We start from the raw sequence: 20,965 nt of genomic DNA, 5'->3' as shown, positions 1-20,965 counted from the left end.
GAGAATTTTAGAAATGAAAAAGATCACCCCATTTTTGTGGTTCGATACGCAGGCGGAAGAGGCGATGAATTTTTATGTCTCGCTCTTCAAGAATTCAAAGGTGAACAGCGTTTCACATGGACCCGATGGCAAGGCGTTCACCGTGTCGTTCGAATTGAACGGGCAGGAATTCATGGGCTTGAATGCGGGTCCGCGATTCAAATTCAATGAATCGATCTCGATGTTCGTCAACTGCGAAAATCAGGCGGAGGTGGATCATTTTTGGAACGCGCTCGTTGCCGATGGGGGAGAAGAGTCGATGTGCGGCTGGTGTAAGGATAAATATGGTTTATGGTGGCAGATCATTCCGCAGCAGTTGGGTGAGTTGATGGGCGACCCCAACCCCGCGAAGGCACAGAGCGTCACACAGGCGATGCTTCAGATGAAGAAAATCATCGTGGCAGATTTACAGAAGGCGTATGATGGAGTCCAATCATGAGAAAAATTATTGTGCTTGAACACATCTCCCTTGATGGTGTCATACAAGCCCCAGGGGGACCAGACGAAGATACCAGTGGCGGCTTCGCACATGGCGGATGGATGGCGCCCTATTCCGACGCGATTCTTGGAACAGCTTTGAGAGGGCAGATGAACCTGCCGTTCGACCTTTTGGTGGGGCGCAAAACCTTTGAAATTTGGGAGCCGTACTGGCCGAAACATGCGGACGTATGGCCTGGCGTCAACACGGCGACCAAGTACGTTGCCTCGAATACCAGAACTTCGAGCGAATGGCAGCCGTCTGTGTTTTTAGATGGAGATATTGCAGAAAAAGTCGCCAAAATCAAGGGACAGCAAGGTCCCGATCTGCATGTTTGGGGGAGCAGTAATCTTATTCAGACGCTTATCAAGCATGATTTGGTCGATGTGTTCTGGCTGATGATCTATCCGATAACATTAGGCAGTGGAAAACGGTTGTTTGCCGATGGCGCGACTCCCGCGGCGTTCAAGGTGACGGAAAGCACAGTCACCTCGAAAGGCGTCATCGTCGTGAATTACGAGCGTGCAGGTGCAATCACAACCGGAAGTTGACGGCCGACCCCGACCCTGAGAAATTCAAACGGGTGATGGATGCCATGTTCAAGATGCAAAAAATCATTGTATCTGACCTGCAAAAGGCGTATGATGGGAAATAATTCGGACAAAAAATGTCTTGACCGATTAGAAAATACGTTCTAAAATATAAAACTCACCTGTGAGGAGGTTTCTATGAGCCCAAAGAAGGATACGCAGAAGTCCGCGGGATTCACGGACGAAGAAAAAGCCGCGATGAAGGCACGCGCCAAAGAACTGAAGGCGGAAGCGCGCGCAAGCAAAGACAGGGCGGCTGGAGAAAGCACCGTACTTGCGGCAATCGCTGCGATGCCAGCGCCAGAGCGAACAATGGCGAAGAGGCTGCATGAGATCGTCACAGCCGCCGCGCCGAGTCTCATGCCGAAGACCTGGTATGGCATGCCCGCCTATGCCGACGCGGATGGCAAGGTCATTTGCTTCTTTCAGGCGGCGAGCAAGTTCGGGGTGCGCTACGCAACCTTCGGCTTCCAGCCCGATGCGAAACTTGACGATGGTAATATGTGGGCGGCATCCTTTGCATTGGTAAAGTTGACCGCCGCCGAGGAAAACAGAATCATTGCGCTCGTGAAGAAAGCGGTGAGTTGAGTGTAATCTCGCCCTGACCGCTTGGAATAAATAGTTCATCCTGGGTGGGTAGAACCTGGCTTTTACCCACCCTTTGCGTTAATGTTCGGCAAAGAGTATAGAGGAGAGACAATGCCACAGGAATACATCGAAATTCACCGCGCGCGTGAAAACAATTTGAAGAACGTCTCGCTGCGCATCCCCAAACGCAAGATCACCATTTTTACGGGCGTATCTGGCTCGGGCAAATCGTCCATTGTGTTCGATACGATCGCGACCGAATCACAGCGACTGCTCAACGAAAATTTCAGCATGTTCGTGCGTAATTTCCTGCCGAAGTATTCCCAACCTGAAGCGGATTCCATCGAGAACTTGAGCATGTCCATTGTTGTGGATCAGAAGCGGATGGGCGGCGGTTCACACTCGACCGTGGGCACGGTCACCGACATCAACACGATTCTACGCCTGATGTTTTCCCGCATCGGTCAACCGCATGTGGGTCCCTCCAATGTCTTCGGTTTCAACGACCCGAAAGGGATGTGCCCGAACTGCAATGGACTTGGGCGCAAGTTAGACGTGGACTTGGATAAGTTTTTGGATGCCTCCAAATCTTTGAACGAAGGCGCAATTTTATTTCCAGATTATGCCGTCGAAGGCTGGTACTGGAGTCAACTCATCAGCACGGGCATGTTCGACCCTGATAAGAAGTTGTCCAAATATTCGAAAAAGGAAATGGACGATCTCTTACACAGTGGACCGATAAAAATCAAGACAAAAGTTGGGGCAAAAGATTTCAACATGACCTTCGAGGGCATTGTTACCCGCTTTACAAACAAATACATCAAAGGTGACCTGAAGACCAAGTCCGAGCGGACTCAAAAGATGGTGGAACCTTTCATGACAATGGGCCCCTGCACCCTGTGTCACGGAGCACGTTTGAGTCAGGAAGTCTTGAAGTGCAAGATCAATGGCTACAACATCGGTGACCTGACGAGTATGGAAATCCCAGTCTTGATCGAGACGTTGAAGAAGTTCAAAGAACCCGCTGCCGAGCCATTGGTCAAAGCGATCCTTGAACGATTGCAGAACCTTGTGGATATTGGCTTGGAATATCTCAGCCTCAGCCGTGAAACGGATACGCTTTCAGGCGGCGAGTCGCAGCGCGTGAAGGTGGTCAAACACCTTGGCAGCAGTCTCACCGATGTCATCTACATCTTCGACGAGCCAAGCGTGGGTTTGCATCCGCGCGATGTGCATCGCATGAACGAGTTGCTGCAAAAATTACGTGACAAAGGCAACACCGTCATCGTTGTGGAGCATGACCCCGATGTCATCAAAGTGGCGGATCATATCGTGGATGTGGGTCCGCATGCGGGTCCGCAGGGTGGCGAGATCGTCTACGAAGGAAGTTATGCCAATTTGCTCAAGTCCAACACGTTGACGGGCAGGCACATGCAGCAATCCGTCCCGTTGAAAGAGTCGTTTCGCGTGTCAACGGGCAAATTGCCGATCAAAAACGCGAAGGTCAACAACTTGAAGAACGTCAGTGTGAGCATCCCCACAGGAGTGTTCACCGTAGTGACGGGCGTGGCGGGTTCTGGCAAGAGTTCGCTCATCAATGATGTTTTTCAATACCAACATCCCGATGCGATTATGATCGACCAATCTGCTGTGGGGGTCAACAGCCGTTCCAACCCCGCCACATACACGGGCATTCTGGACGATGTCCGCAAGGCGTTTGCGTCGGCAAACAAGGTTCAGGCTTCGCTGTTCAGCTTCAACTCGAAGGGCGCTTGTGAAAACTGTCAGGGACTCGGCGTGATCTACACCGATCTGGCATTCCTCAATGAAGCCAAAACTCCCTGCGAAATTTGCGGCGGCAAACGTTTCAAAGATGAAGTGCTGGCATACAAACTCAACGGCAAATCCATCAGCGATGTGCTGGCGCTGAACGTGGGGCAGGCGCTTGAATTTTTTGAGATCAAAGAAGTTGTCAAAAAATTACAAGCCATGAGCGATGTAGGCTTGGATTATCTCGGGCTCGGCCAGCCCTTGAGCACGCTTTCAGGCGGCGAATGTCAGCGCATCAAACTCGCCAGCGAGTTGCATAAAAAGGGCAGCATCTACATCATGGATGAACCGACCACAGGCTTGCACATGTCCGATATTGGACATCTCATGGAAGTCATCAACCGTCTCGTGGACACAGGCAATACCGTTGTGGTCATCGAGCACAATCTGCACGTCATCAAGAACGCTGATTGGATCATCGACATGGGTCCCGAAGGCGGCAGCAAAGGCGGGCAGATCATGTTCGAAGGCACGCCCAAGGAGTTATTGAAAGCAAAGCAATCTCTTACAAGTGCATATCTAAAGAATTAAAAACTCACTTTACACGATTTCATCGTAGGGCTACCCGTCATGGTAGACCTAATAGCTAATTGAGAAGAAAGGGTCGCCCCTGCTGTGTAACACCAATTTAAAAGTAGTTCGACCTTTAGAGAATTTGGAGACTTTAACATGAAGACACAAAAAATACTTCCCCCCTCTGTTTCAGAATTGAGAGCTTTGTTCAATGGCAGAGTCATCGCCCCAGACGACCCCCGCTATGAATCCGCGCGGAAGGTTGTCTCGGGAAATATTGACCGTCGCCCGTCGGCGATCATCCGTGTGGCAGATGCGGGCGATGTCTCGCGCCTTGTCTCGTTGGCGCGTGAGCATGACTTCGAGTTGGCCATTCGCAGCGGCGGTCACAGCGGCGCGGGTCACAGCACAACGGAAGGCGGCATCGTGCTTGATCTTTCTGCGATGAAAGACTTGCAGATCGATCTCGAAGAACGAACTGCCTGGGCAGAGACTGGTTTGACCGCTGGCGAATTTACAGCCGCAGTCGGCGCACATGGGCTCGCTACTGGTTTTGGCGATACCGGCTCGGTCGGTCTTGGCGGCCTCACACTTGGTGGCGGCGTTGGTTTTCTCGTCCGCAAATATGGGCTGACGATTGACTCCCTGCTCGCTGCCGAAGTCGTCACCGCAGATGGTCAACTCCTTTATGTGGACGATAAATCGCACCCCGATCTCTTCTGGGCGATTCGCGGCGGAGGCGGCAACTTCGGCGTTGTCACACGCTTCAAATTCCAATTGCATGAAGTGGATATGGTCCTTGGCGGGATGCTCTTCCTGCCTGCCACAGCGGACACGATCGCTTCTTTCATGGTTGAAGCTGATTCTGCACCCGAGCAGTTATCCACCATTTTGAATGTGATGACCGCCCCGCCGATGCTCTTCCTGCCTGAAGAGGTGCATGGCACGCCAATCATCATGGCAATGATGGTTTATGCGGGCGATCCTGCTGAAGGTGAAAATGTGGTTGCTCCCTTCCGCGCACTTGCCACACCGTACGCCGATATGCTGCGCCCGATGCACTACCCTGAGATGTACCCGCCCGAGGAGGGGGAGTACCATCCCATTGCGGCAGCGCGGACGATGTTCCTTGACCACGTCACCCGCTCCGATGCGGAGTTGATCTTGGAGCGCTTGCAGCGTTCGACTGGCTCCATGGCGGTGACCCAGCTTCGGGTAATGGGAGGCGCGATGGCGCGTGTCCCATCCGATGCGACAGCGTTCGCCCATCGTCGATCCAAGATCATGGCGAATCTTGCCGCGTTGTATGAAAATCTTGAAAAGAAGGAAATCCATGAAGAATGGGTGACCGAATTCTTTTCCTCGTTGCAGCAAAGCGACAAGGGCATGTATGTGAATTTTGTCGGCGATGAGGGCGAGGTGCATGTCCGCGCGGCATACCCGAATGGGACGTGGGAGCGGCTGACTGAGATCAAGAAGAAGTACGATCCGACCAATCTATTCAGATTGAATCAGAACATTCCTCCCAAATAGGATTCTTTGATATGAGTAAAGTTATTTTAGGTACAACCATATCGCTTGACGGCTTCATCAACGACCGCAACGGCAGCGTGAACCCTCTTTACACCGACCTCGTGGGTTGGCTCGAAACTGATCTGGGCATAGAATCCATTCAAAACACGGGCGCCGTGGTGATGGGACGCAATTCATTCGCGATGGCAGAAGACCCCGATTGGTTTGCGGGGAATTATGAGTACCAAGTGCCGATCTTTGTCCTTACCCATCACGCCCCAAAGAAGCACCCAAAAGAGACGAAGCAATTGACCTTCACGTTCGTGACAGACGGTTTGGAAAGCGCAATTCATCAGGCAAAAGCAGTCGCAGGAAATAAAGACGTCAACATCATCGGTGCGGCGAGCACGGCGCAGCAATGCCTGAGAGCCGGTTTCGCCGATGAACTCCATGTGGATATCATGCCCATCCTGCTTGGCGGTGGGCTGCGCTTCTTTGAACATCTTGACGAGAGCCAGACTCACTTGGAACGAATCAAAGTGGTGGAATTGCCCGGCGGTAGGACGCATCTCTGTTTCCGTTTTGTTCGATGAATCATCTAAAGGAATGTTTTAGTAATAGATTCTTTACCATCAAATACGAGGAAAATCCGTCATTGCGAGGGCGCTCTTGGTTTTGCCCGAAGCAATCTCAAATTGTGAGGGGATTGCTTCGCCGCCAAAGGCAAAAGCGGCGGCTCGCAATGACGGGTGTACAGAATAAATAAGGATAATCTGTGAAAACTTTTTATCAAGTTTTAGCGAATACTGTTTTAGCCAACGTCACGAATATGACGGTTTGGTTTGCGATGATATTTTTTATTTACCTTGAAACCAGATCCGTCACTGCCACCTCGATTGTTTCAGGAATTTATCTTGTAATGACGGCTGGCTTGGGTATTTGGTTTGGCAGTTTGGTCGACCATAACAAGAAAAAGAATGCCATGATTCTTTCGGGCGTGATTTCTTTACTCATTTATATAGCTGGTTTTGTGCTTTATGTAAGCACGCCTGCCGAAGAATGGAAAAATCCAACCAGCGTTACGTTGTGGATTCTTAATGTACTCCTTTTAGTTGGTGTGATTGCGGGGAATATCCGCTCGATTGCAGTGCCAACCTTGGTGACGATTTTGATTCCCGAAGATGAGCGTGCCAAAGCCAATGGGCTCACTGGTACCGCTTTTGGTATCGCATTCCTGATCTGTTCTGCCATCAGTGGTTTGTTGGTTGGCGCGGGCGGCATGTATTATGTTTTGATTCTTGGAATCGCGATGATGCTTCTTTCAATTCTTCATATCTGGTTTGTAGAGATTCCAGAAAAAGAGATCGTGCATCTTGAACATCAACCCAAAGTGGATTTGCGCGGCACCTTTGCCGTGGTCGCGGCGATTCCCGGTTTAATGGCGTTGATCCTTTTCTCCACCATTAACAACTTTTTGGGCGGCACATTCATGGGTCTTATGGATGCGTATGGTCTATCGCTTGTTTCTGTAGAAGCCTGGGGGCTGCTCTTTGCGGTGATCAGCTGCGGTTTTATCATTGGCGGGTTGTTTATCGCTAAATATGGTTTGGGCAAAAATCCGCTGGTGGCGATGTTCGCCGCCAACATCATTATATGGATCATCTCGGCGGTCTTTACGATTCAACCGTCCATCAGCTTGCTTGCGGTGGGCATGTTAATTTACATCAGTGTTGTACCGTTTATCGAAGCCGCGGAGCAGACGATTCTTCAAAGAGTTGTCCCGCAAGAAAGACAGGGACGGGTATTCGGTTTCGCTCAAAGCGTGGAGCAATCCGCCGCGCCTTTGACGACGTTTTTGATTGGTCCCATTGCTGAGACCTTTTTCATCCCGTTTATGACCACTGGTGCAGGCGTTGGCTTGATCGGTGCTTGGTTTGGCACAGGTGCAGATCGAGGCATTGCTTTGGTGTTCACGGTTACGGGTATTATTGGTTTAGTCCTAACAGTAATTGCCATGAATACAAAATATTATCAATTGCTGTCCAATAGATATATGGACGATGTGCCTGCTGAGAGCTTGCCGGAAGGCGAGTTGGCGTAAGGAGTATGTATGCCGAATTCTAATTTCCCCAAAATCGGCGCGCCAGCCACCCGCGCCTTGGAAGCGGCGGGATATACGAATCTGAAGCAATTGACCAAAGTCACTGAAGCGGAACTTGCTCAGTTGCATGGGATGGGACCGAAAGCACTTGGCATTCTATGTGAAGCGTTGCAGGCGGAAGGCTTATCGTTCAAACAGGGCAAGGCAGGGGAGAAGTTGAGAAAGAAAGGCTCGCCTGTCAGTCGCACTGATCAGGTGGAGGAATTTCTGCGGGAACTGGGTCACCCGCTCAAAGCGGAGGTGGAAGCGGTGCGTACCATCATCAAGAGTGTTAATAAAGACATCAATGAAGAGATCAAGTGGAAGGCGCCATCCTTCAATTATAAAGGCGAGTATTTGGTGACGTTTAATTTATGGGAGACGAAACGGATATTTTTGGTGTTTCATAATCCGTTGATCCCGCAGGTCAAAAGTAAAATTCTCGAAGGGGATTACAAAGATAGGCGCAAGGCTTATTTTGCGGATATGCAAGATATAAGGGCAAAAAAGCCTCTTCTGGAAAAAGCCTTGAAAGACTTGATCAAGTTGATCGAGTTGGGATAGGCGCGGCGTTTTGATTCAGACGTTGATCGCCAACGACTTAAAATTACGAGGAGTTTTAGTAATGAAAGATAACCCTAATCATCGGCTATTTGGAATGAAATTTGCAGATGTATATCCGTTATATGTTAAAAAAGCGGAACGCAAAAACCGCACGAAAGCGGAAGTTGACCAAATTATCTTTTGGCTGACGGGCTATGACCATGCAGGGCTTCAACAGCAAATTAATAAAGGGAATAGTTTTGAAACCTTTTTTGACCAAGCGCCAGCCTTTAATCCAAATAGTGCGCTGATCAAGGGGGTGGTGTGTGGTGTTCGTGTGGAAGAGATCGGAAATCTGCTGATGAAAAAAATTCGCTATTTAGATAAACTGATCGACGAACTCGCAAAAGGAAAAGCGATGGAGAAGATTTTTCGGCAGTAAGTCGTTCGACCATGAAGAACCGCTGTTTTGTATTGTCTCACCCTGAAAGAGAGTTATAAGGAGTTTGAATGAAGATCCATTTGGTTGACGGTACCTATGAATTATTCCGTGCCCATTTTGGCGCGCCGCCTAAAAAACCCACAAGTGGACAGGAAGTCGGCGCCACTCTTGGATTGCTGCGCAGTATGCTCTTGCTCCTCTCTGACCCCGAAGTGACGCATGTCGCGGTTGCCTTTGACCATGTCATCGAGTCGTTTCGCAACAAGATGTATGCAGGCTACAAATCAAGCGCAGGCGTTGACCCTGTCATCTTGAATCAATTTCCACTGGCGGAAAAGGCAGTATCCGCTTTAGGTCTGGTGGTCTGGCCCATGGTCAAGTTTGAAGCGGACGATGCGATTGCGACAGCGGTTGCGAAGTTCAAAAAGGTCAAATCGGTGGAACAGATCGTCATCTGTTCGGTGGATAAGGATTTGACTCAAATGGTGGACGGCGACCGTGTCATCTGTTGGGACAGACGCCGCGAGATTCTATTGAATGAAAAAGGCGTGACTGAAAAATTTGGTGTGGCTCCAGAGTCCATTCCCGATTTTCTGGCGCTCGTGGGTGACTCTGCCGATGGCTACCCCGGCATTCAAGGCTGGGGTGAGAAGTCCACGGCGACGGTGTTGGCGAAGTACAGGCATATCGAAAATATTCCGAATGACCCAACCAAACTTGGTTTGAGTGTGGGGCGTGCCACGACCTTACTTGAGAATCTGCAGAAGAATTACAAGGATGCCTTGCTGTTTAGAGAGTTGTCCACATTGCGAATGGATATGCCTTTGAAGGAAACATTGGCAGATTTGAAATGGCAGGGAGCAACTCCGCGTTTGAAGAGGGTTTGTAAAGAGTTGGGCAGTGAAAGTATTTTGGAACGTGTCAAGAAGTGGGAGTAGCGGGTTAATCAAGTTTGAATTTTGAAATTTTCGCGCCTTCGTCGTGAATAATGAATCCATTTTTCTCCAACACGCGCTTTGAGGCGACGTTGTGATTTACCACTTCCGCATACAGTGGGCGGATTTTGACTTGTTCTAGAAATTCTATCACCGCCGCGCTGGCGATTCCCCTGCGCCAAAATTCCCTGCCAATCCAATAACCGACTCGCTGCTCGTACTTTCCCTCTTTCCAGCAAAGGATGTGACCCGCAACCTTCTCTTTATAGATAATGGTTCGCGCGGTCAAACTTTTATTTTTCAATATCCCTTCCCAGTGGCGCATGAACTCGCCCCGATCTTTTGATGGGTAGGCGGACATGGCAGCCGCTTCTGGGTCAAGTTGCTGTTGAAAAAGGATGGACAAATCCGCTTCGGTGACGGGACGCAGGGTGATTTTTGCCAAGGGTATTCTCTATTGGGGAATCTTGTTCACGTCATACGGCGTGACTTGATAGACATAATAATTCAACCAGTTGGAATATAACAGGTTCGCATGTCCACGCCAGCGGACAGTGGGTTCTCGTTGTGGGTCATCGTCGGGATAGTAATTCTTGGGGACGTGGATGGGCAACCCTTTATTAACGTCACGGTCATATTCGGCTTTGAGGGTGAGCGGATCATATTCCGAATGACCCATGATGAAGAGGTTACGTCCATCTTTCGACCCGACGATGTACACGCCCGCGTCATCGGATTCGGCAAGGATCTGTAACTCAGGGCGCTTCTCAATGTCTGCGCGGCGGATCTCGGTATGACGGGAGTGGGGAGCGAGAAAAATGTCGTCGAAACCGCGCAGCAGGCTTGGGGCGCTGCCCTGAGCGTGTCGAAGGGTCCGATTGAGAATGCGGTGCTCGAAGACGCCGAACATTTTGTGGGGCAGGTCATATTTTGGGATTTCGTAGCGGTGGTAAAGTCCCGCCTGCGCTCCCCAGCAAATGTGAAAGGTGGATTCGACATTATTCAGGTTTACTTAGATTGATTTACAATAGTCGGTATGACATGGAAACCATCATACCTAACCCGAGAACAAATGGAAGAAAGACGGCTTGAAGGTGGACGGCTGTTGAAAGCTGGAAAAATGTCAAAAGCCGAAATCTCAAGACACCTCGGAGTAAGCCGGGCCACGGTCGGCCAATGGGCCAGAATCATAGAAACAAAAGGTATGCGCGGACTCCAAAAAAGAAAAGCGGCTGGTAGCGAGCCGAAGTTGAGTAATCCACAAAAGCAAAGCTTAAAGAGGAAGCTGGAACGAGGGGCTTTGGCGAATGGATATCCAACTGATCGCTGGACATTGGACCGTGTCCAAAAATTGATCAAAAGAGAATTTGATGTCACTTATCATCCGAATTACCTCAATCGATTGTTGCGCAAACTAGGTTTCAGTCCACAAAAGCCAATGCCACAGGCTATTGAACAGGAAAAAGAGTTAGTGGAAGCTTGGTTGCTAGGAGATTGGCCAAGGATAAAAAAAGTCACATCGTCTCAAAGCAAAAATCGTATTTTGGGATGAATTTGGGTTCTCCTTTCAAGAAATATTGGCTACGACGTGGGCTCGGACTGGCAAGAGACCCGTTTTTCGACGGGTAACCAAAGATCGTCGAGCGCTATCGACAGCCGTAGCGCTGACACTTACAGGCAAGATCTACAAGAAATGTTTTGAAGGTTCGATAAAAAGCGATAACTTGATTGAGGCACTTGAACACCTCCGTAGGCAGGTACCTGGAAAAATCATCTTGATCTGGGATCGAGCCCGTATTCATCTTAGCAAGCTCACCAAAGCTTATCTCTGCCAGCATCCTGAGATCATGATTGAAGAGTTACCTGCTTACGCTCCACAGCTCAATCCGGAAGAGTATTGTCACGGAAATGTTAAACAACATCTCAGAAATGCTCGTCCAACTTCTAAAGAGGAGATTCGCTCAATGCTTGATCGTGGTTTTGCTCGCTTGCGTCGTCGACCAGACTTACTTCTTGGCTTCTTTCATGCCGCCGGTCTTTCTGTTAGGCAACTTCAGTTAACCTGAATAGTCTCTGCCCAATCAAAGATTTGAGTGAGCTCATTCCAATAATCGACTTCTTCGAATGGCATCTGCTCGACGGGCGCGCCCGTGACGATCAGCCCATCGAATTTTTCATGTTTCACATCTTCATAGGTGAGATAGTGATTGAGCAGATGGTCCGCATTAGTATTTTTTGATTCGTGCGTGGCGGTGTGCAGCAGCGTGACCTCGACCTGAAGCGCCGAGTTGGAGAGTAGACGTAAAAGCTGGGTCTCGGTGGTGATCTTGGTTGGCATCAGATTCAGAATCGAAACGCGTAGAGGGCGAATATCTTGATGAAGCGCACGATCTTCATCCATGATGAAGATATTCTCGCGTTCAAGTGTCGCGCGGGCGGGCAGGGTGGCGGGGATTTTTACAGGCATAATGTATTTTCCAACATCGGTAGTTGGGTAGCCTGAGGCTATAGCCGAATGTGTATCGAAACCAGCGGAGTATTTATGATAGCGCCTGGTCGATATCCCAAAGAATATCTTCGATATCTTCAAGACCTATGGAGAGACGAATAAAATCAGGACTGACACCTGCAGCTTTCTGTTCCTCATCCGAAAGCTGGGAGTGTGTGGTGCTGGCGGGATGAATGGCGAGCGACTTGGCATCGCCGAAGTTGGCGACATGGCTGAACAGCCTCAGGCTGTTAATGAACTTTGCGCCCGCTTCGCGTCCGCCTTGGACGCCGAAGCCGATGACTGCGCTTGGACCTTTGGGGACATATTTCTTTGCGCGTTCGTGATCGGGATGATCGGACAAACCTGCATACTTCACCCAACTGACTTTGGGATGGTCTGCCAAAAATTCTGCCACGGCTTGCGCGTTCTGCACGTGACGGTCCATGCGCAGGGACAAAGTTTCGAGTCCCTGAATGAACAGCCATGAATTGAATGGCGATTGACTGGTGCCAAGGTCGCGCAAAATGCCAGCGCGCGCCTTCGAAATCAACGCCAGTGGACCAAAATCTTCTGAATAAACAACATCATGATACGAAGGGTCAGGTGTGTTGAAATTCTTGTGGCGTTTGCTGCCAGCCCATTTGAACTTGCCGCCGTCCACGATCGCACCGCCGATTGAAGTGCCATGTCCGCCGATGTATTTCGATGTGGAGTGGGTGATGATATGCGCTCCCCATTCGAACGGACGGCATAAATACGGTGTGGCAGCCGTGTTGTCGATCATCAAAGGAATTCCAAACTCATCCGCAATTTTCGCCACTTCTTCGATGGGGAAAATACTACCAAAGGGATTGGCGATGGTTTCACCAAAAAACAGTTTTGTATTGGGTTGAATTGCCTTGCGGAAATTTTCAGGGTCGGACGGGTCAACCAACGTCACGCTGATTCCCAAACGTGGAAAGGTGTACTTGAATTGACTGACCGTCCCGCCATATAACGTGGACGAAGATACGATGTGATCGCCCGCTTCGCAAATGGCAAGAATGGCGGTCGTCTGCGCGGCGTGACCCGAACTCACTTCCAATGCCGCGATGCCGCCTTCGAGATCAGCAATACGTTTCTCAACAATGTTCGAGGTCGGGTTGCCGATGCGTGTGTAAATGTTGCCCGCTTCCTGCAGCGCGAACAAACGCGCGGCGCGGTCTGTGCTTTGCAGATCATACGCCGTGGTCTGATAGATCGGCGCGGCGCGGCTGCCCGTCGTCGCTTCGGGGTCATAACCCGAATGCAATTGACGCGTTGAAAAACCGAATTGTCGTTCTTGTGTAGCCATGTGAGTCTCCTCTTGAATATGATGTATCCGCCCGTCAGAAGAGATTGATAAAAAAACAAACCTCTTCTGAAAGTACAAGAAGAGGTACATACGATACCGTCCTCTCATCTTCCAGTGCTTGAATGACATTGCCATTCACTGTCGGAGTTGGCACCATAACTTTCGTTTGGTTGCCGAGACGTCAAAGGGCCGTTCCCTCGGTCTCTCTGGATAAGAGCGAATATTTAATTTCGTGGTTTATATCATAGTGATTTGTTTATTGTCAAGTAGGGGCGAGGCCTCCTCGCCCAGATCATAATAGTCCTTCATTCAACAACAACTCTGCATTATAGATGGATGCACCCGCCGCACCGCGGATCGTATTGTGCGAAAGCACCACAAACTTAAGATCAAGAATGGGATCACGCCGCACACGACCGACGACTGTCATCATGCCTTTGCCTGCCATTCGGTCAAGTCTTGGCTGGGGACGATCCGCTTCATCTCTGACCTCGATCACTGGTCGCGGCGACGAAGGCAGTTCCCTCGCTGACGGCGCCGCCGCATAATCGCGTAATGCTTGAATAGCCATTTCCGGCTCTACGGATTTGTCTAACTGCACGCTCGCACACACGGTATGACCATCAATGACAGCCACCCGATTTGTATGTGCGCTGAACGCAATATCTGCCATGTCGATCTTGCCTTCATAGAATTTCCCGAGCATCTTGCGCGGCTCCCATTCCACTTTTTCTTCTTCGCCGCCATTGCCCACATTTGGGATGATGTTATCCATGATGTCGAGTGATGGCACGCCAGGGTAACCGGCACCAGAAAGCGCCTGTAACGAAACCATGAAAACTTTTTTCACGCCGAAGGCTTCATCCAGGGCTTTGAGCGCGATCGTCAGACCTGTGCTCGTGCAGTTCGGGTTGGTGACAATGCATCCGCTCCAGCCTTTGTTCTTGCGCTGTTGCTTCACCAGTTGAATATGCTCTGCATTGATCTCAGGCAATAACAACGGCACATCCTCACCTCTGCGATAGGATGATGCGTTTGAACAAACTGCTGCACCTGCTTTTGCAAATGCAGGTTCTAGTTCATTTGCAATTTCGGTATGCAACGCCGAAAAGACGATTTTCGCCTGGACCGCATCCGTGCTGGCAGGGACGATGACCATGTCGCGCGCATAATCGGGCATGGGCGTATCCAACACCCAACGTGTTGCCTGTGAATATTTTTGTCCAGCCGAACGGTCCGACGCGGCGAGCGCCACCACCTTGAACCATGGATGATTGTCGAGCAAAGAAATAAATCTTTGACCAACAGAACCTGTCGCGCCGAGCACGGCAACGGAAATTTGAGATTGGGACATGATAATTTCTCCTTTGATTTATACATCGGTGGTTGAGTGGCCCCGAATGTTCTTTGAGGGGCATATCGAAACCGGCGTTTTTTATTGGATAATCAATTCATGCAGTGCTTTCACTGCATTCTCCGTATCTACCGCCTCGACGACGAGGGAAATAGAAACTTCTGAAGACCCTTGCGCGATGGCGAGAACGTTCACACCGTCATCCCCAAGTTTGCTAAAGACCCTGCCTGAAACGCCGGGCGTGTGCCGCATCCCTGCACCGACAACGGTGATGATTGAAACGTCCTCCGTTGCCCAAACGCGGTCAATATCATCGTCTTCGATTTCGCGGGAAAAGGATTTTTCGAGGGCAGATAAAACTGTGAGAGTAAGTTCGGATGGCACGGCAAAACAAATGGACTGTTCGGAAGAAGCCTGCGTGATTAGCGGAACGCTCGTCCCTGTGGATGCTACTGCCCCAAAGGCGCGCGCCGCCACGCCGGGGACGCCCAACATACCGCGCCCCTCAATGGTGATCAGCCTTTGCTTGCGGATGGCAGTCACAGCTTTGATGACCTTGCCATTCACTTTGCCATTGTTTTTGATGGTGGCGGTCAACCGTGTGCCGGGATGGCTGGGATTGAACGTGTTGCAAATCCGCAGGCCAATGCCCGCATCCAACACGGGTCGGATGGTTTTTGGATGCAGGACCTTTGCACCGTAATAGGCCAGTTCCGCGATTTCGTTGTAGCTGATTTCTGGAAGAGTTTGCGCTTCCTTCACAATGCGCGGATCGGTGGTCATCACGCCGTCCACATCGGTCCAGATCCACACATCATCCGCAGGGAGGACTGCGCCGATGATGGCGGCGGAGTAGTCACTGCCGCCGCGCCCGAGCGTGGTAATTGTGCCTTCAGGCGTTGCGCCGATAAAGCCAGTGATAATGGGAATAATGCCAGCATCCATCAATGGATGCAAAATCTCACGCGTTTTTTTGGTCGTGGCTTTGAAGTCCGGATGGGCGTTCTGATAATTTGCATTGGTGACGATGAACTCCGTCGACTCAACCGCTTTGGCGTGGATGTCTGCATCATTCACAACAGCCCCCAATAAACGGATGCTCATCCGTTCTCCGAGTGACACTACCGCATCCATCGCGCGCGGACTGGCTTCGCCAAGCACGGCGATGGCTTTGCACAGATCTACAAGGGATTGGATGAGCGTGTTGATCCCGGCTTTTGTTGCTTCGCACAGTTTCTCATCCCTGATGAGCGTCTCGGCGGCGGTGAAGTGTTTCTCTCTCAGTGTGGATTCGGCCTCTGAAAGCGAATCAACCTTCCCGTGCGAAGCGGAAGCGGCCGAGTCCAATAGCAGGTTCGTCACGCCGGACATGGCAGACGTCACCACGACGATGCGATCCCAATCCTTTTTCGCTTCCCGAATGATCTGCATGGTGGATTGCATCGCATCGGTTGAACCGACAGATGTTCCTCCGAATTTCATCACAAGCGTTTTTTGCATGGCATTCTCCTGTGAGGTGATAAATAAAAACGCCCCGCGTTTCCGTGAGGCGTTGTGTGTTTTGAGATAGCCGTTATTTCGGTTACTTCATTCCAAGCACAATTTCCTCACGGAGAGCCGGGAGGTATTCATGGTCATGGTGAAGTGAGCCGAGTTCAAGCTACTGTTCATATTGGGCGCTATTCTATGGCAGGGAGGAGGATGTGTCAAGTATTCCGACGTATTGGATTTGGGTTTTGTAATTGGAGATTGGTGTTCAATTTTCCTGTACGTGCTTGGGATTCCCCGGATCTGCCTGCATCCAGCCCCTTGACGGATTTATGATTCCGCCTATAATCGGGCGGAAACTACAGCCCATGAATCCATTGTTGTTTGCCCTCTCCCTTATTATTGTCGTCCTTGCGGTCCTTATTATTAAGGATCTAGTTTCGGTTAGGATGGCAATGGTGAGAGTGAGAAAATAATCACACCTTCGCAAGTGCAAAGAGCCGCCCTGACCACGGGCGGCTCTTTTTATTTTGACCTCACCCCCACATCCTCTCCCAAAAGGAGGGGGGAGTCAAAGGAAAAGAGTTATGCGATCAGATACAGTCAAGAAGGGTTTTGATAAAGCGCCGCACCGCGCGTTGTTGCGCGCCACGGGCTTGCAGGACGACGATTTCAACAAGCCGTTCGTTGCCATCGTCAATTCATATGTGGATGTGGTTCCCGGGCATGTGCATTTGCAGGAGTTCGGCAAACTGGTGAAGGATGCCGTCCGTGCGGCGGGCGGCGTGCCGTTCGAGTTCAACACCATCGGCGTGGATGACGGCATCGCGATGGGTCACGCGGGAATGAAGTACTCGCTTCCCTCTCGTGAACTAATTGCTGACTGCGTCGAGACCATGATCGAAGCTCATCGATTCGACGCGATGGTCTGCATTCCGAACTGCGACAAGATCGTGCCTGGCATGCTGCTGGCTGCCATGCGCGTGAACGTGCCGACTATCTTTGTCTCTGGCGGCGCGATGAAAGCGGGGATGACTCCCGATGGCGAGACGATCGATTTGATCTCCGTTTTTGAGGGTGTTGGTGCATTCTCGGCGGGGAAGATCGATGAGGAGCGATTATCCATTTTGGAAAAATTTGCCTGCCCATCCTGCGGCTCGTGCTCCGGGATGTTTACCGCGAACTCAATGAACTGTCTTATGGAAGTTCTCGGTCTGGCTCTACCCTATAACGGTTCTGCCTTGGCGAAGACGCCCGAGCGTGAGGATTTGGCGCGTAGGGCTGCGGCGCAGATCATGACCTTGATCGAGCGTGATATCAAGCCGCGTGACATCGTCACTGCGGATGCCATTGACGATGCGTTTGCGCTGGATATGGCGATGGGCGGTTCGACGAATACCGTGCTGCACACATTGGCCTTGGCGAATGAAGCCGGCGTGGACTATCCGCTGGAGCGCATCAATGCTGTTGCAGACAAGGTGCCGCATATCTGCAAGGTAAGTCCGGCGGGTAAATGGCACATGGAAGATGTGCACCGCGCGGGCGGAATCCCTGCAATATTGAACGAAGTCCAACGAGGGACGGGGATGTTGCATCTTGACCGCATCACGGTCACTGGCAAGATCTTGGGGGAATCAATTCAAGGCTGCGATATCAAAGATGAAGAAGTAATCCGACGTTATGATAACGCTCATTCCAAGCGCGGAGGCTTATCCATTCTGTTTGGCAATCTTGCGCCAAATGGTGCGGTTGTTAAAGTCGGAGGGGTGAGCGAGGCGATGATGAAGTTCGAGGGGCCTGCTGTCATTTTTGAGTCACAAGATGAGGCAATGGCGGGGATTTTGGCTGGCAAGGTCAAAGCCGGTGATTGTGTTGTGGTTCGTTACGAAGGACCGAAAGGTGGACCTGGGATGCAGGAGATGTTATCACCCACGTCCGTGATCATGGGACAGGGGCTCGGCGATAAGGTCGCGCTCATTACAGATGGTCGTTTCAGCGGCGGGACGCGGGGTGCGTGCATCGGTCATGTCTCACCTGAGGCGGCGGCGGGTGGTCCGATTGCGGCGCTCAAAGCCGGGGATCTAGTCCAGATTGATTTGGCGGCACGCAAACTCGACGTTAAGTTGAGCGAGGCGGAGATCCAGAGTCGGCTTAAGGCGCTGCCTCCGTTCGAGTCCAAGGTCACATCGAAGTGGTTGAAGCGGTATTCGTATTTTGTCACCAGCGCGGATACAGGCGCGGTTCTTCAATCGTAGGTCACGCTTTGAGCGTGACAGGTTTAGTAAATTTTGTTCGTCACGTTGCAAACGTGACCTACATCAAGGAGCGAGAATGAAATTAAAAGGTGCAGAGATTATTTGGGAATGCCTGACGCGCGAAGGGGTGGAGGTGGTGTTCGGCTACCCTGGCGGTGCGAATATGCCGATCTATGACGCGATGTTGAATTATCCCGTGCATCATGTGTTGGTACGGCACGAGCAGGGGGGGGCACACATGGCGGATGGATATGCGCGCGTTTCGGGAAAAGTGGGAGTGGCAATGGCAACCTCCGGACCCGGCGCAACGAATTTGGTGACGGGTATTGCAACGGCAATGATGGATTCAGTCCCTGTTGTCTTTATTACTGGACAGGTTGCGGCACATTTGATCGGCGGCGATGCGTTTCAGGAGACCGATGTTACAGGCATTACCCTGCCGATTACGAAACATAATTATCTTGTGACGCGCGCTGACCAGATTGCGGAAACGATCTGTGAGGCGTTTTATATCGCGCGCAGTGGACGACCCGGCCCCGTGTTGGTCGACATTTGCAAGAACGCACAGGTGGAGTCGTGTGAATTTGTTTACCCGGAAGAAGTGAAACTGCCCGGCTACCAGCCTGTGACGCGGTCGCCGCGCAATTTGCTGGAGGATGCTGTTGCGTTGATACAGAAGGCGAAGAAGCCCGTCATTCTATGTGGACATGGCGTGTTGATGTCGGAGGCCGAAGAAGAGTTGATGCAATTTGCTGTGAAGACTCAAACGCCTGTGACCAGCACGTTGCTGGGCTTGGGCGCGTTTCCCGCGTCGCATCCGTTGAGTCTGGGAATGATGGGGATGCACGGCGAAGCGTATGCGAACATGGCGATCCAAAATTCCGATCTGATCCTTGCCTTCGGGATGCGCTTCGATGACCGGGTGACCGGTACATTGAAAACGTACGCGCCGAAGGCAAAGAAAATCCATATCGAAATCGACCCGTCTGAAGTGCATAAAAATGTGTTTGTGGACGTTCCTCTGGTCGGCGATGTGAAAACGGTCGTGAGTGATCTGATTCCCCTGGTGGATGAATACGACCATGATGAATGGCTGGAGGAAATCAATAATTGGAAGAACGAAGCCGATTCCCGCTCGATCATGAATTGGGAAGATGACGGCAAGTTGTACGTGGCACATCTGATCGGTGATATTTGGAAAGCGACAGGTGGCGGTGCGATCGTGACGACGGATGTAGGTCAGCACCAGATGTGGACGGCGCAATATTATCAACTGGATAAGCCGAACCGCTGGATTACTTCGGGCGGCGCGGGGACAATGGGTTTTGGTCTCCCATCAGCCATCGGCGCGTGGTTTGCAGCGAAAGATCAGGAGATATGGGCAATTGCCGGTGATGGCGGATTCCAAATGACCGCTGCCGAGTTGACCACTGCCGTTCAGGAAGGCGCGAATGTGAAAGTCGCCATCATGAATAACAACTTCCTCGGCATGGTGCGTCAATGGCAGGAGTTCTTCTTCGAGAAGCGCTATTCCGCAGTTAATATGCTCACGCCTGATTTTGTCAAACTGGCAGAGGCGCATGGAGTCCCTGCACGGCTTGTAACCAAACGTGAAGAAGTGGGTGAAGCCATCGAATGGGCGCGCAAGACCAGGGGGCCTGTTGTACTGGAGTTCCGTGTGGAACAAGAAGATGCCGTGTATCCAATGGTTCCCGCCGGTTCGGCATTGCATGAAATGATAAGAAGACCAGTCAAACAGGCTGCACAAAAATAAACTCTTTTCTCTTTTCGTTTGAGACACAACGAAAGATGAAAGGCGAAAGACGGATAGGAGTACAAATGAATTACACCTTTATCGCATTAGTAGAAAATAAACCCGGCGTGTTGAACCGCGTGGCATCGCTATTTCGCCGCCGCAATTTCAATATCGAGTCTCTCGCCGTCGGGCGGACGGATAACCCCGATGTGTCGCGTATGACCATCGTGGTGAGTTGCCCGAATGGGGATGTGGATGCACACCGCATCGAAGCGAACCTGTATAAGCTGGTCAACGTGATTGACGTGCAGGACGTCACGCATCAGCCTTCGGTGACCCGTGACCTGGCTCTGATCAAGGTCAAGGTCGCACCCGAACGCCGCGCCGAAGTCAATGGGCTGGCTGAGATCTTCCGTGCCCGCATCGTGGACGTGGCTCCTGATTCGGTCATTGTCGAGATCACCGGCACGGAGGACAAGATAGAAGGCATGATGGAACTGCTCCGTCCGATCGGCATCGTGGAGATGGTGCGCACGGGACAGGTCGCAATGACGCGCGGCGTTAACGATGGCGTGCGCCGTATGCCTGGCATGAGCGATCGTCATTATGAGGACGTGTCCGTCGCGGCGATGGTGCCGTAGAGTGAGTCTGTCATTGCGAGGGCGACAGCCCGAAGAA

21 protein-coding genes and 1 riboswitch are annotated in these 20,965 nt (G+C 51.2%); of the genes, 15 read left to right on the top strand and 6 right to left on the bottom strand.

Annotated features, from left to right (window positions below; translation table 11 throughout):
- Positions 1 to 13 precede the first annotated feature (13 nt).
- From QY332_20390 to QY332_20345, 10 genes are all read left to right on the top strand, one after another.
- Positions 14 to 478 (top strand): VOC family protein, encoded by a 465-nt coding sequence (locus QY332_20390; GenBank protein WKZ35975.1) that lies wholly within the window; start codon positions 14 to 16, stop codon positions 476 to 478.
- Complete coding sequence (locus QY332_20385) at positions 475 to 1,068, top strand: dihydrofolate reductase family protein (GenBank protein WKZ35974.1); 594 nt, start codon at positions 475 to 477, stop codon at positions 1,066 to 1,068. Before QY332_20390 ends, QY332_20385 begins: the two co-directional genes overlap by 4 nt.
- A gap of 177 nt (positions 1,069 to 1,245) precedes the next feature.
- The gene (locus QY332_20380) at positions 1,246 to 1,695 is read left to right on the top strand and encodes a DUF1801 domain-containing protein (GenBank protein ID WKZ35973.1); all 450 of its coding nucleotides are present in this window, start codon (positions 1,246 to 1,248) and stop codon (positions 1,693 to 1,695) included.
- A 111-nt stretch (positions 1,696 to 1,806) separates the two neighbouring features.
- The gene (locus tag QY332_20375; protein WKZ35972.1) at positions 1,807 to 4,056 is read left to right on the top strand and encodes an excinuclease ABC subunit UvrA; all 2,250 of its coding nucleotides are present in this window, start codon (positions 1,807 to 1,809) and stop codon (positions 4,054 to 4,056) included.
- A gap of 138 nt (positions 4,057 to 4,194) precedes the next feature.
- Positions 4,195 to 5,571, top strand: coding sequence for an FAD-binding oxidoreductase (locus QY332_20370; protein ID WKZ35971.1), 1,377 nt, complete (start codon positions 4,195 to 4,197; stop codon positions 5,569 to 5,571).
- Between the two features lie 11 nt (positions 5,572 to 5,582).
- Positions 5,583 to 6,143: a dihydrofolate reductase family protein gene (locus tag QY332_20365; protein WKZ35970.1), complete on the top strand. Its 561-nt coding sequence runs from the start codon at positions 5,583 to 5,585 to the stop codon at positions 6,141 to 6,143.
- Between the two features lie 182 nt (positions 6,144 to 6,325).
- Positions 6,326 to 7,651 (top strand): MFS transporter, encoded by a 1,326-nt coding sequence (locus tag QY332_20360; protein WKZ35969.1) that lies wholly within the window; start codon positions 6,326 to 6,328, stop codon positions 7,649 to 7,651.
- A 9-nt stretch (positions 7,652 to 7,660) separates the two neighbouring features.
- Entirely contained in the window at positions 7,661 to 8,254 is a 594-nt protein-coding gene (locus tag QY332_20355) for a DUF1801 domain-containing protein (protein ID WKZ35968.1), read from the top strand.
- Between the two features lie 61 nt (positions 8,255 to 8,315).
- Positions 8,316 to 8,675, top strand: a complete 360-nt coding sequence (locus QY332_20350; GenBank protein ID WKZ35967.1) for a DUF2200 domain-containing protein — start codon at positions 8,316 to 8,318, stop codon at positions 8,673 to 8,675.
- A gap of 68 nt (positions 8,676 to 8,743) precedes the next feature.
- Positions 8,744 to 9,613, top strand: a complete 870-nt coding sequence (locus QY332_20345) for a 5'-3' exonuclease H3TH domain-containing protein (GenBank protein WKZ35966.1) — start codon at positions 8,744 to 8,746, stop codon at positions 9,611 to 9,613.
- Positions 9,614 to 9,617: 4 nt separating this feature from the next.
- Here QY332_20345 and QY332_20340 read toward each other — a convergent pair whose 3' ends face one another.
- Both QY332_20340 and QY332_20335 read right to left on the bottom strand, forming a co-directional pair.
- Positions 9,618 to 10,055: a GNAT family N-acetyltransferase gene (locus QY332_20340; protein WKZ35965.1), complete on the bottom strand. Its 438-nt coding sequence runs from the start codon at positions 10,053 to 10,055 to the stop codon at positions 9,618 to 9,620.
- Positions 10,056 to 10,064: 9 nt separating this feature from the next.
- Positions 10,065 to 10,616 (bottom strand): homoserine O-succinyltransferase, encoded by a 552-nt coding sequence (locus QY332_20335; protein ID WKZ38480.1) that lies wholly within the window; start codon positions 10,614 to 10,616, stop codon positions 10,065 to 10,067.
- 66 nt (positions 10,617 to 10,682) lie between these two features.
- On the opposite strand from QY332_20335, the gene QY332_20330 reads away from it, so the two are divergent.
- Positions 10,683 to 11,162: a winged helix-turn-helix domain-containing protein gene (locus QY332_20330; protein WKZ35964.1), complete on the top strand. Its 480-nt coding sequence runs from the start codon at positions 10,683 to 10,685 to the stop codon at positions 11,160 to 11,162.
- 25 nt (positions 11,163 to 11,187) lie between these two features.
- Positions 11,188 to 11,676, top strand: coding sequence for a transposase (locus tag QY332_20325; GenBank protein ID WKZ35963.1), 489 nt, complete (start codon positions 11,188 to 11,190; stop codon positions 11,674 to 11,676).
- Here the strand turns inward: QY332_20325 and QY332_20320 are convergent.
- The 4 genes from QY332_20320 to QY332_20305 form a co-directional block, all read right to left on the bottom strand.
- Positions 11,664 to 12,077: a homoserine O-succinyltransferase gene (locus QY332_20320; protein WKZ35962.1), complete on the bottom strand. Its 414-nt coding sequence runs from the start codon at positions 12,075 to 12,077 to the stop codon at positions 11,664 to 11,666. The two genes, QY332_20325 and QY332_20320, sit on opposite strands and share 13 nt — an antisense overlap.
- Before the next feature lie 73 nt (positions 12,078 to 12,150).
- Positions 12,151 to 13,434, bottom strand: a complete 1,284-nt coding sequence (locus QY332_20315) for an O-acetylhomoserine aminocarboxypropyltransferase/cysteine synthase (protein WKZ35961.1) — start codon at positions 13,432 to 13,434, stop codon at positions 12,151 to 12,153.
- 101 nt (positions 13,435 to 13,535) lie between these two features.
- Positions 13,536 to 13,651, bottom strand: a riboswitch (SAM riboswitch).
- A 75-nt stretch (positions 13,652 to 13,726) separates the two neighbouring features.
- Positions 13,727 to 14,788, bottom strand: a complete 1,062-nt coding sequence (asd, locus tag QY332_20310) for an aspartate-semialdehyde dehydrogenase (GenBank protein ID WKZ35960.1) — start codon at positions 14,786 to 14,788, stop codon at positions 13,727 to 13,729.
- An 81-nt stretch (positions 14,789 to 14,869) separates the two neighbouring features.
- Positions 14,870 to 16,288 (bottom strand): aspartate kinase, encoded by a 1,419-nt coding sequence (locus tag QY332_20305; protein WKZ35959.1) that lies wholly within the window; start codon positions 16,286 to 16,288, stop codon positions 14,870 to 14,872.
- 575 nt (positions 16,289 to 16,863) lie between these two features.
- On the opposite strand from QY332_20305, the gene ilvD reads away from it, so the two are divergent.
- The 3 genes from ilvD to ilvN all read left to right on the top strand — a co-directional run bounded on the left by ilvD (position 16,864) and on the right by ilvN (position 20,928).
- Entirely contained in the window at positions 16,864 to 18,531 is a 1,668-nt protein-coding gene (gene ilvD / locus QY332_20300; protein WKZ35958.1) for a dihydroxy-acid dehydratase, read from the top strand.
- A gap of 76 nt (positions 18,532 to 18,607) precedes the next feature.
- Positions 18,608 to 20,305 carry a biosynthetic-type acetolactate synthase large subunit gene (ilvB, locus tag QY332_20295; GenBank protein WKZ35957.1) on the top strand — a complete coding sequence of 566 codons (1,698 nt, stop codon included), beginning with the start codon at positions 18,608 to 18,610 and terminating at the stop codon, positions 20,303 to 20,305.
- A gap of 65 nt (positions 20,306 to 20,370) precedes the next feature.
- Complete coding sequence (gene ilvN / locus QY332_20290; protein ID WKZ35956.1) at positions 20,371 to 20,928, top strand: acetolactate synthase small subunit; 558 nt, start codon at positions 20,371 to 20,373, stop codon at positions 20,926 to 20,928.
- Positions 20,929 to 20,965 lie beyond the last annotated feature (37 nt).

The organism is Anaerolineales bacterium (assembly GCA_030583885.1).
Classification (GTDB): Bacteria; Chloroflexota; Anaerolineae; order Anaerolineales; family Villigracilaceae; genus Villigracilis.
The sequence above is the reverse complement of the archived record's forward strand: the minus strand, read 5'-3'. Positions and strand labels throughout refer to the sequence as shown.

Bases quoted from the DNA above. Each gene is read 5' to 3' on its own strand.
- asd (WKZ35960.1), bottom strand. From the start codon at position 14,788: ATGTCCCAATCTCAAATTTCCGTTGCCGTGCTCGGCGCGACAGGTTCT.
- QY332_20385 (WKZ35974.1), top strand. From the start codon at position 475: ATGAGAAAAATTATTGTGCTTGAACACATCTCCCTTGATGGTGTCATA.
- QY332_20345 (WKZ35966.1), top strand. From the start codon at position 8,744: ATGAAGATCCATTTGGTTGACGGTACCTATGAATTATTCCGTGCCCAT.
- QY332_20320 (WKZ35962.1), bottom strand. From the start codon at position 12,077: ATGCCTGTAAAAATCCCCGCCACCCTGCCCGCCCGCGCGACACTTGAA.
- QY332_20355 (WKZ35968.1), top strand. From the start codon at position 7,661: ATGCCGAATTCTAATTTCCCCAAAATCGGCGCGCCAGCCACCCGCGCC.
- ilvD (WKZ35958.1), top strand. From the start codon at position 16,864: ATGCGATCAGATACAGTCAAGAAGGGTTTTGATAAAGCGCCGCACCGC.
- QY332_20350 (WKZ35967.1), top strand. From the start codon at position 8,316: ATGAAAGATAACCCTAATCATCGGCTATTTGGAATGAAATTTGCAGAT.
- QY332_20315 (WKZ35961.1), bottom strand. From the start codon at position 13,434: ATGGCTACACAAGAACGACAATTCGGTTTTTCAACGCGTCAATTGCAT.
- ilvB (WKZ35957.1), top strand. From the start codon at position 18,608: ATGAAATTAAAAGGTGCAGAGATTATTTGGGAATGCCTGACGCGCGAA.
- QY332_20330 (WKZ35964.1), top strand. From the start codon at position 10,683: ATGGAAGAAAGACGGCTTGAAGGTGGACGGCTGTTGAAAGCTGGAAAA.
- QY332_20365 (WKZ35970.1), top strand. From the start codon at position 5,583: ATGAGTAAAGTTATTTTAGGTACAACCATATCGCTTGACGGCTTCATC.
- QY332_20375 (WKZ35972.1), top strand. From the start codon at position 1,807: ATGCCACAGGAATACATCGAAATTCACCGCGCGCGTGAAAACAATTTG.
- QY332_20380 (WKZ35973.1), top strand. From the start codon at position 1,246: ATGAGCCCAAAGAAGGATACGCAGAAGTCCGCGGGATTCACGGACGAA.
- QY332_20305 (WKZ35959.1), bottom strand. From the start codon at position 16,288: ATGCAAAAAACGCTTGTGATGAAATTCGGAGGAACATCTGTCGGTTCA.
- QY332_20390 (WKZ35975.1), top strand. From the start codon at position 14: ATGAAAAAGATCACCCCATTTTTGTGGTTCGATACGCAGGCGGAAGAG.
- QY332_20370 (WKZ35971.1), top strand. From the start codon at position 4,195: ATGAAGACACAAAAAATACTTCCCCCCTCTGTTTCAGAATTGAGAGCT.
- ilvN (WKZ35956.1), top strand. From the start codon at position 20,371: ATGAATTACACCTTTATCGCATTAGTAGAAAATAAACCCGGCGTGTTG.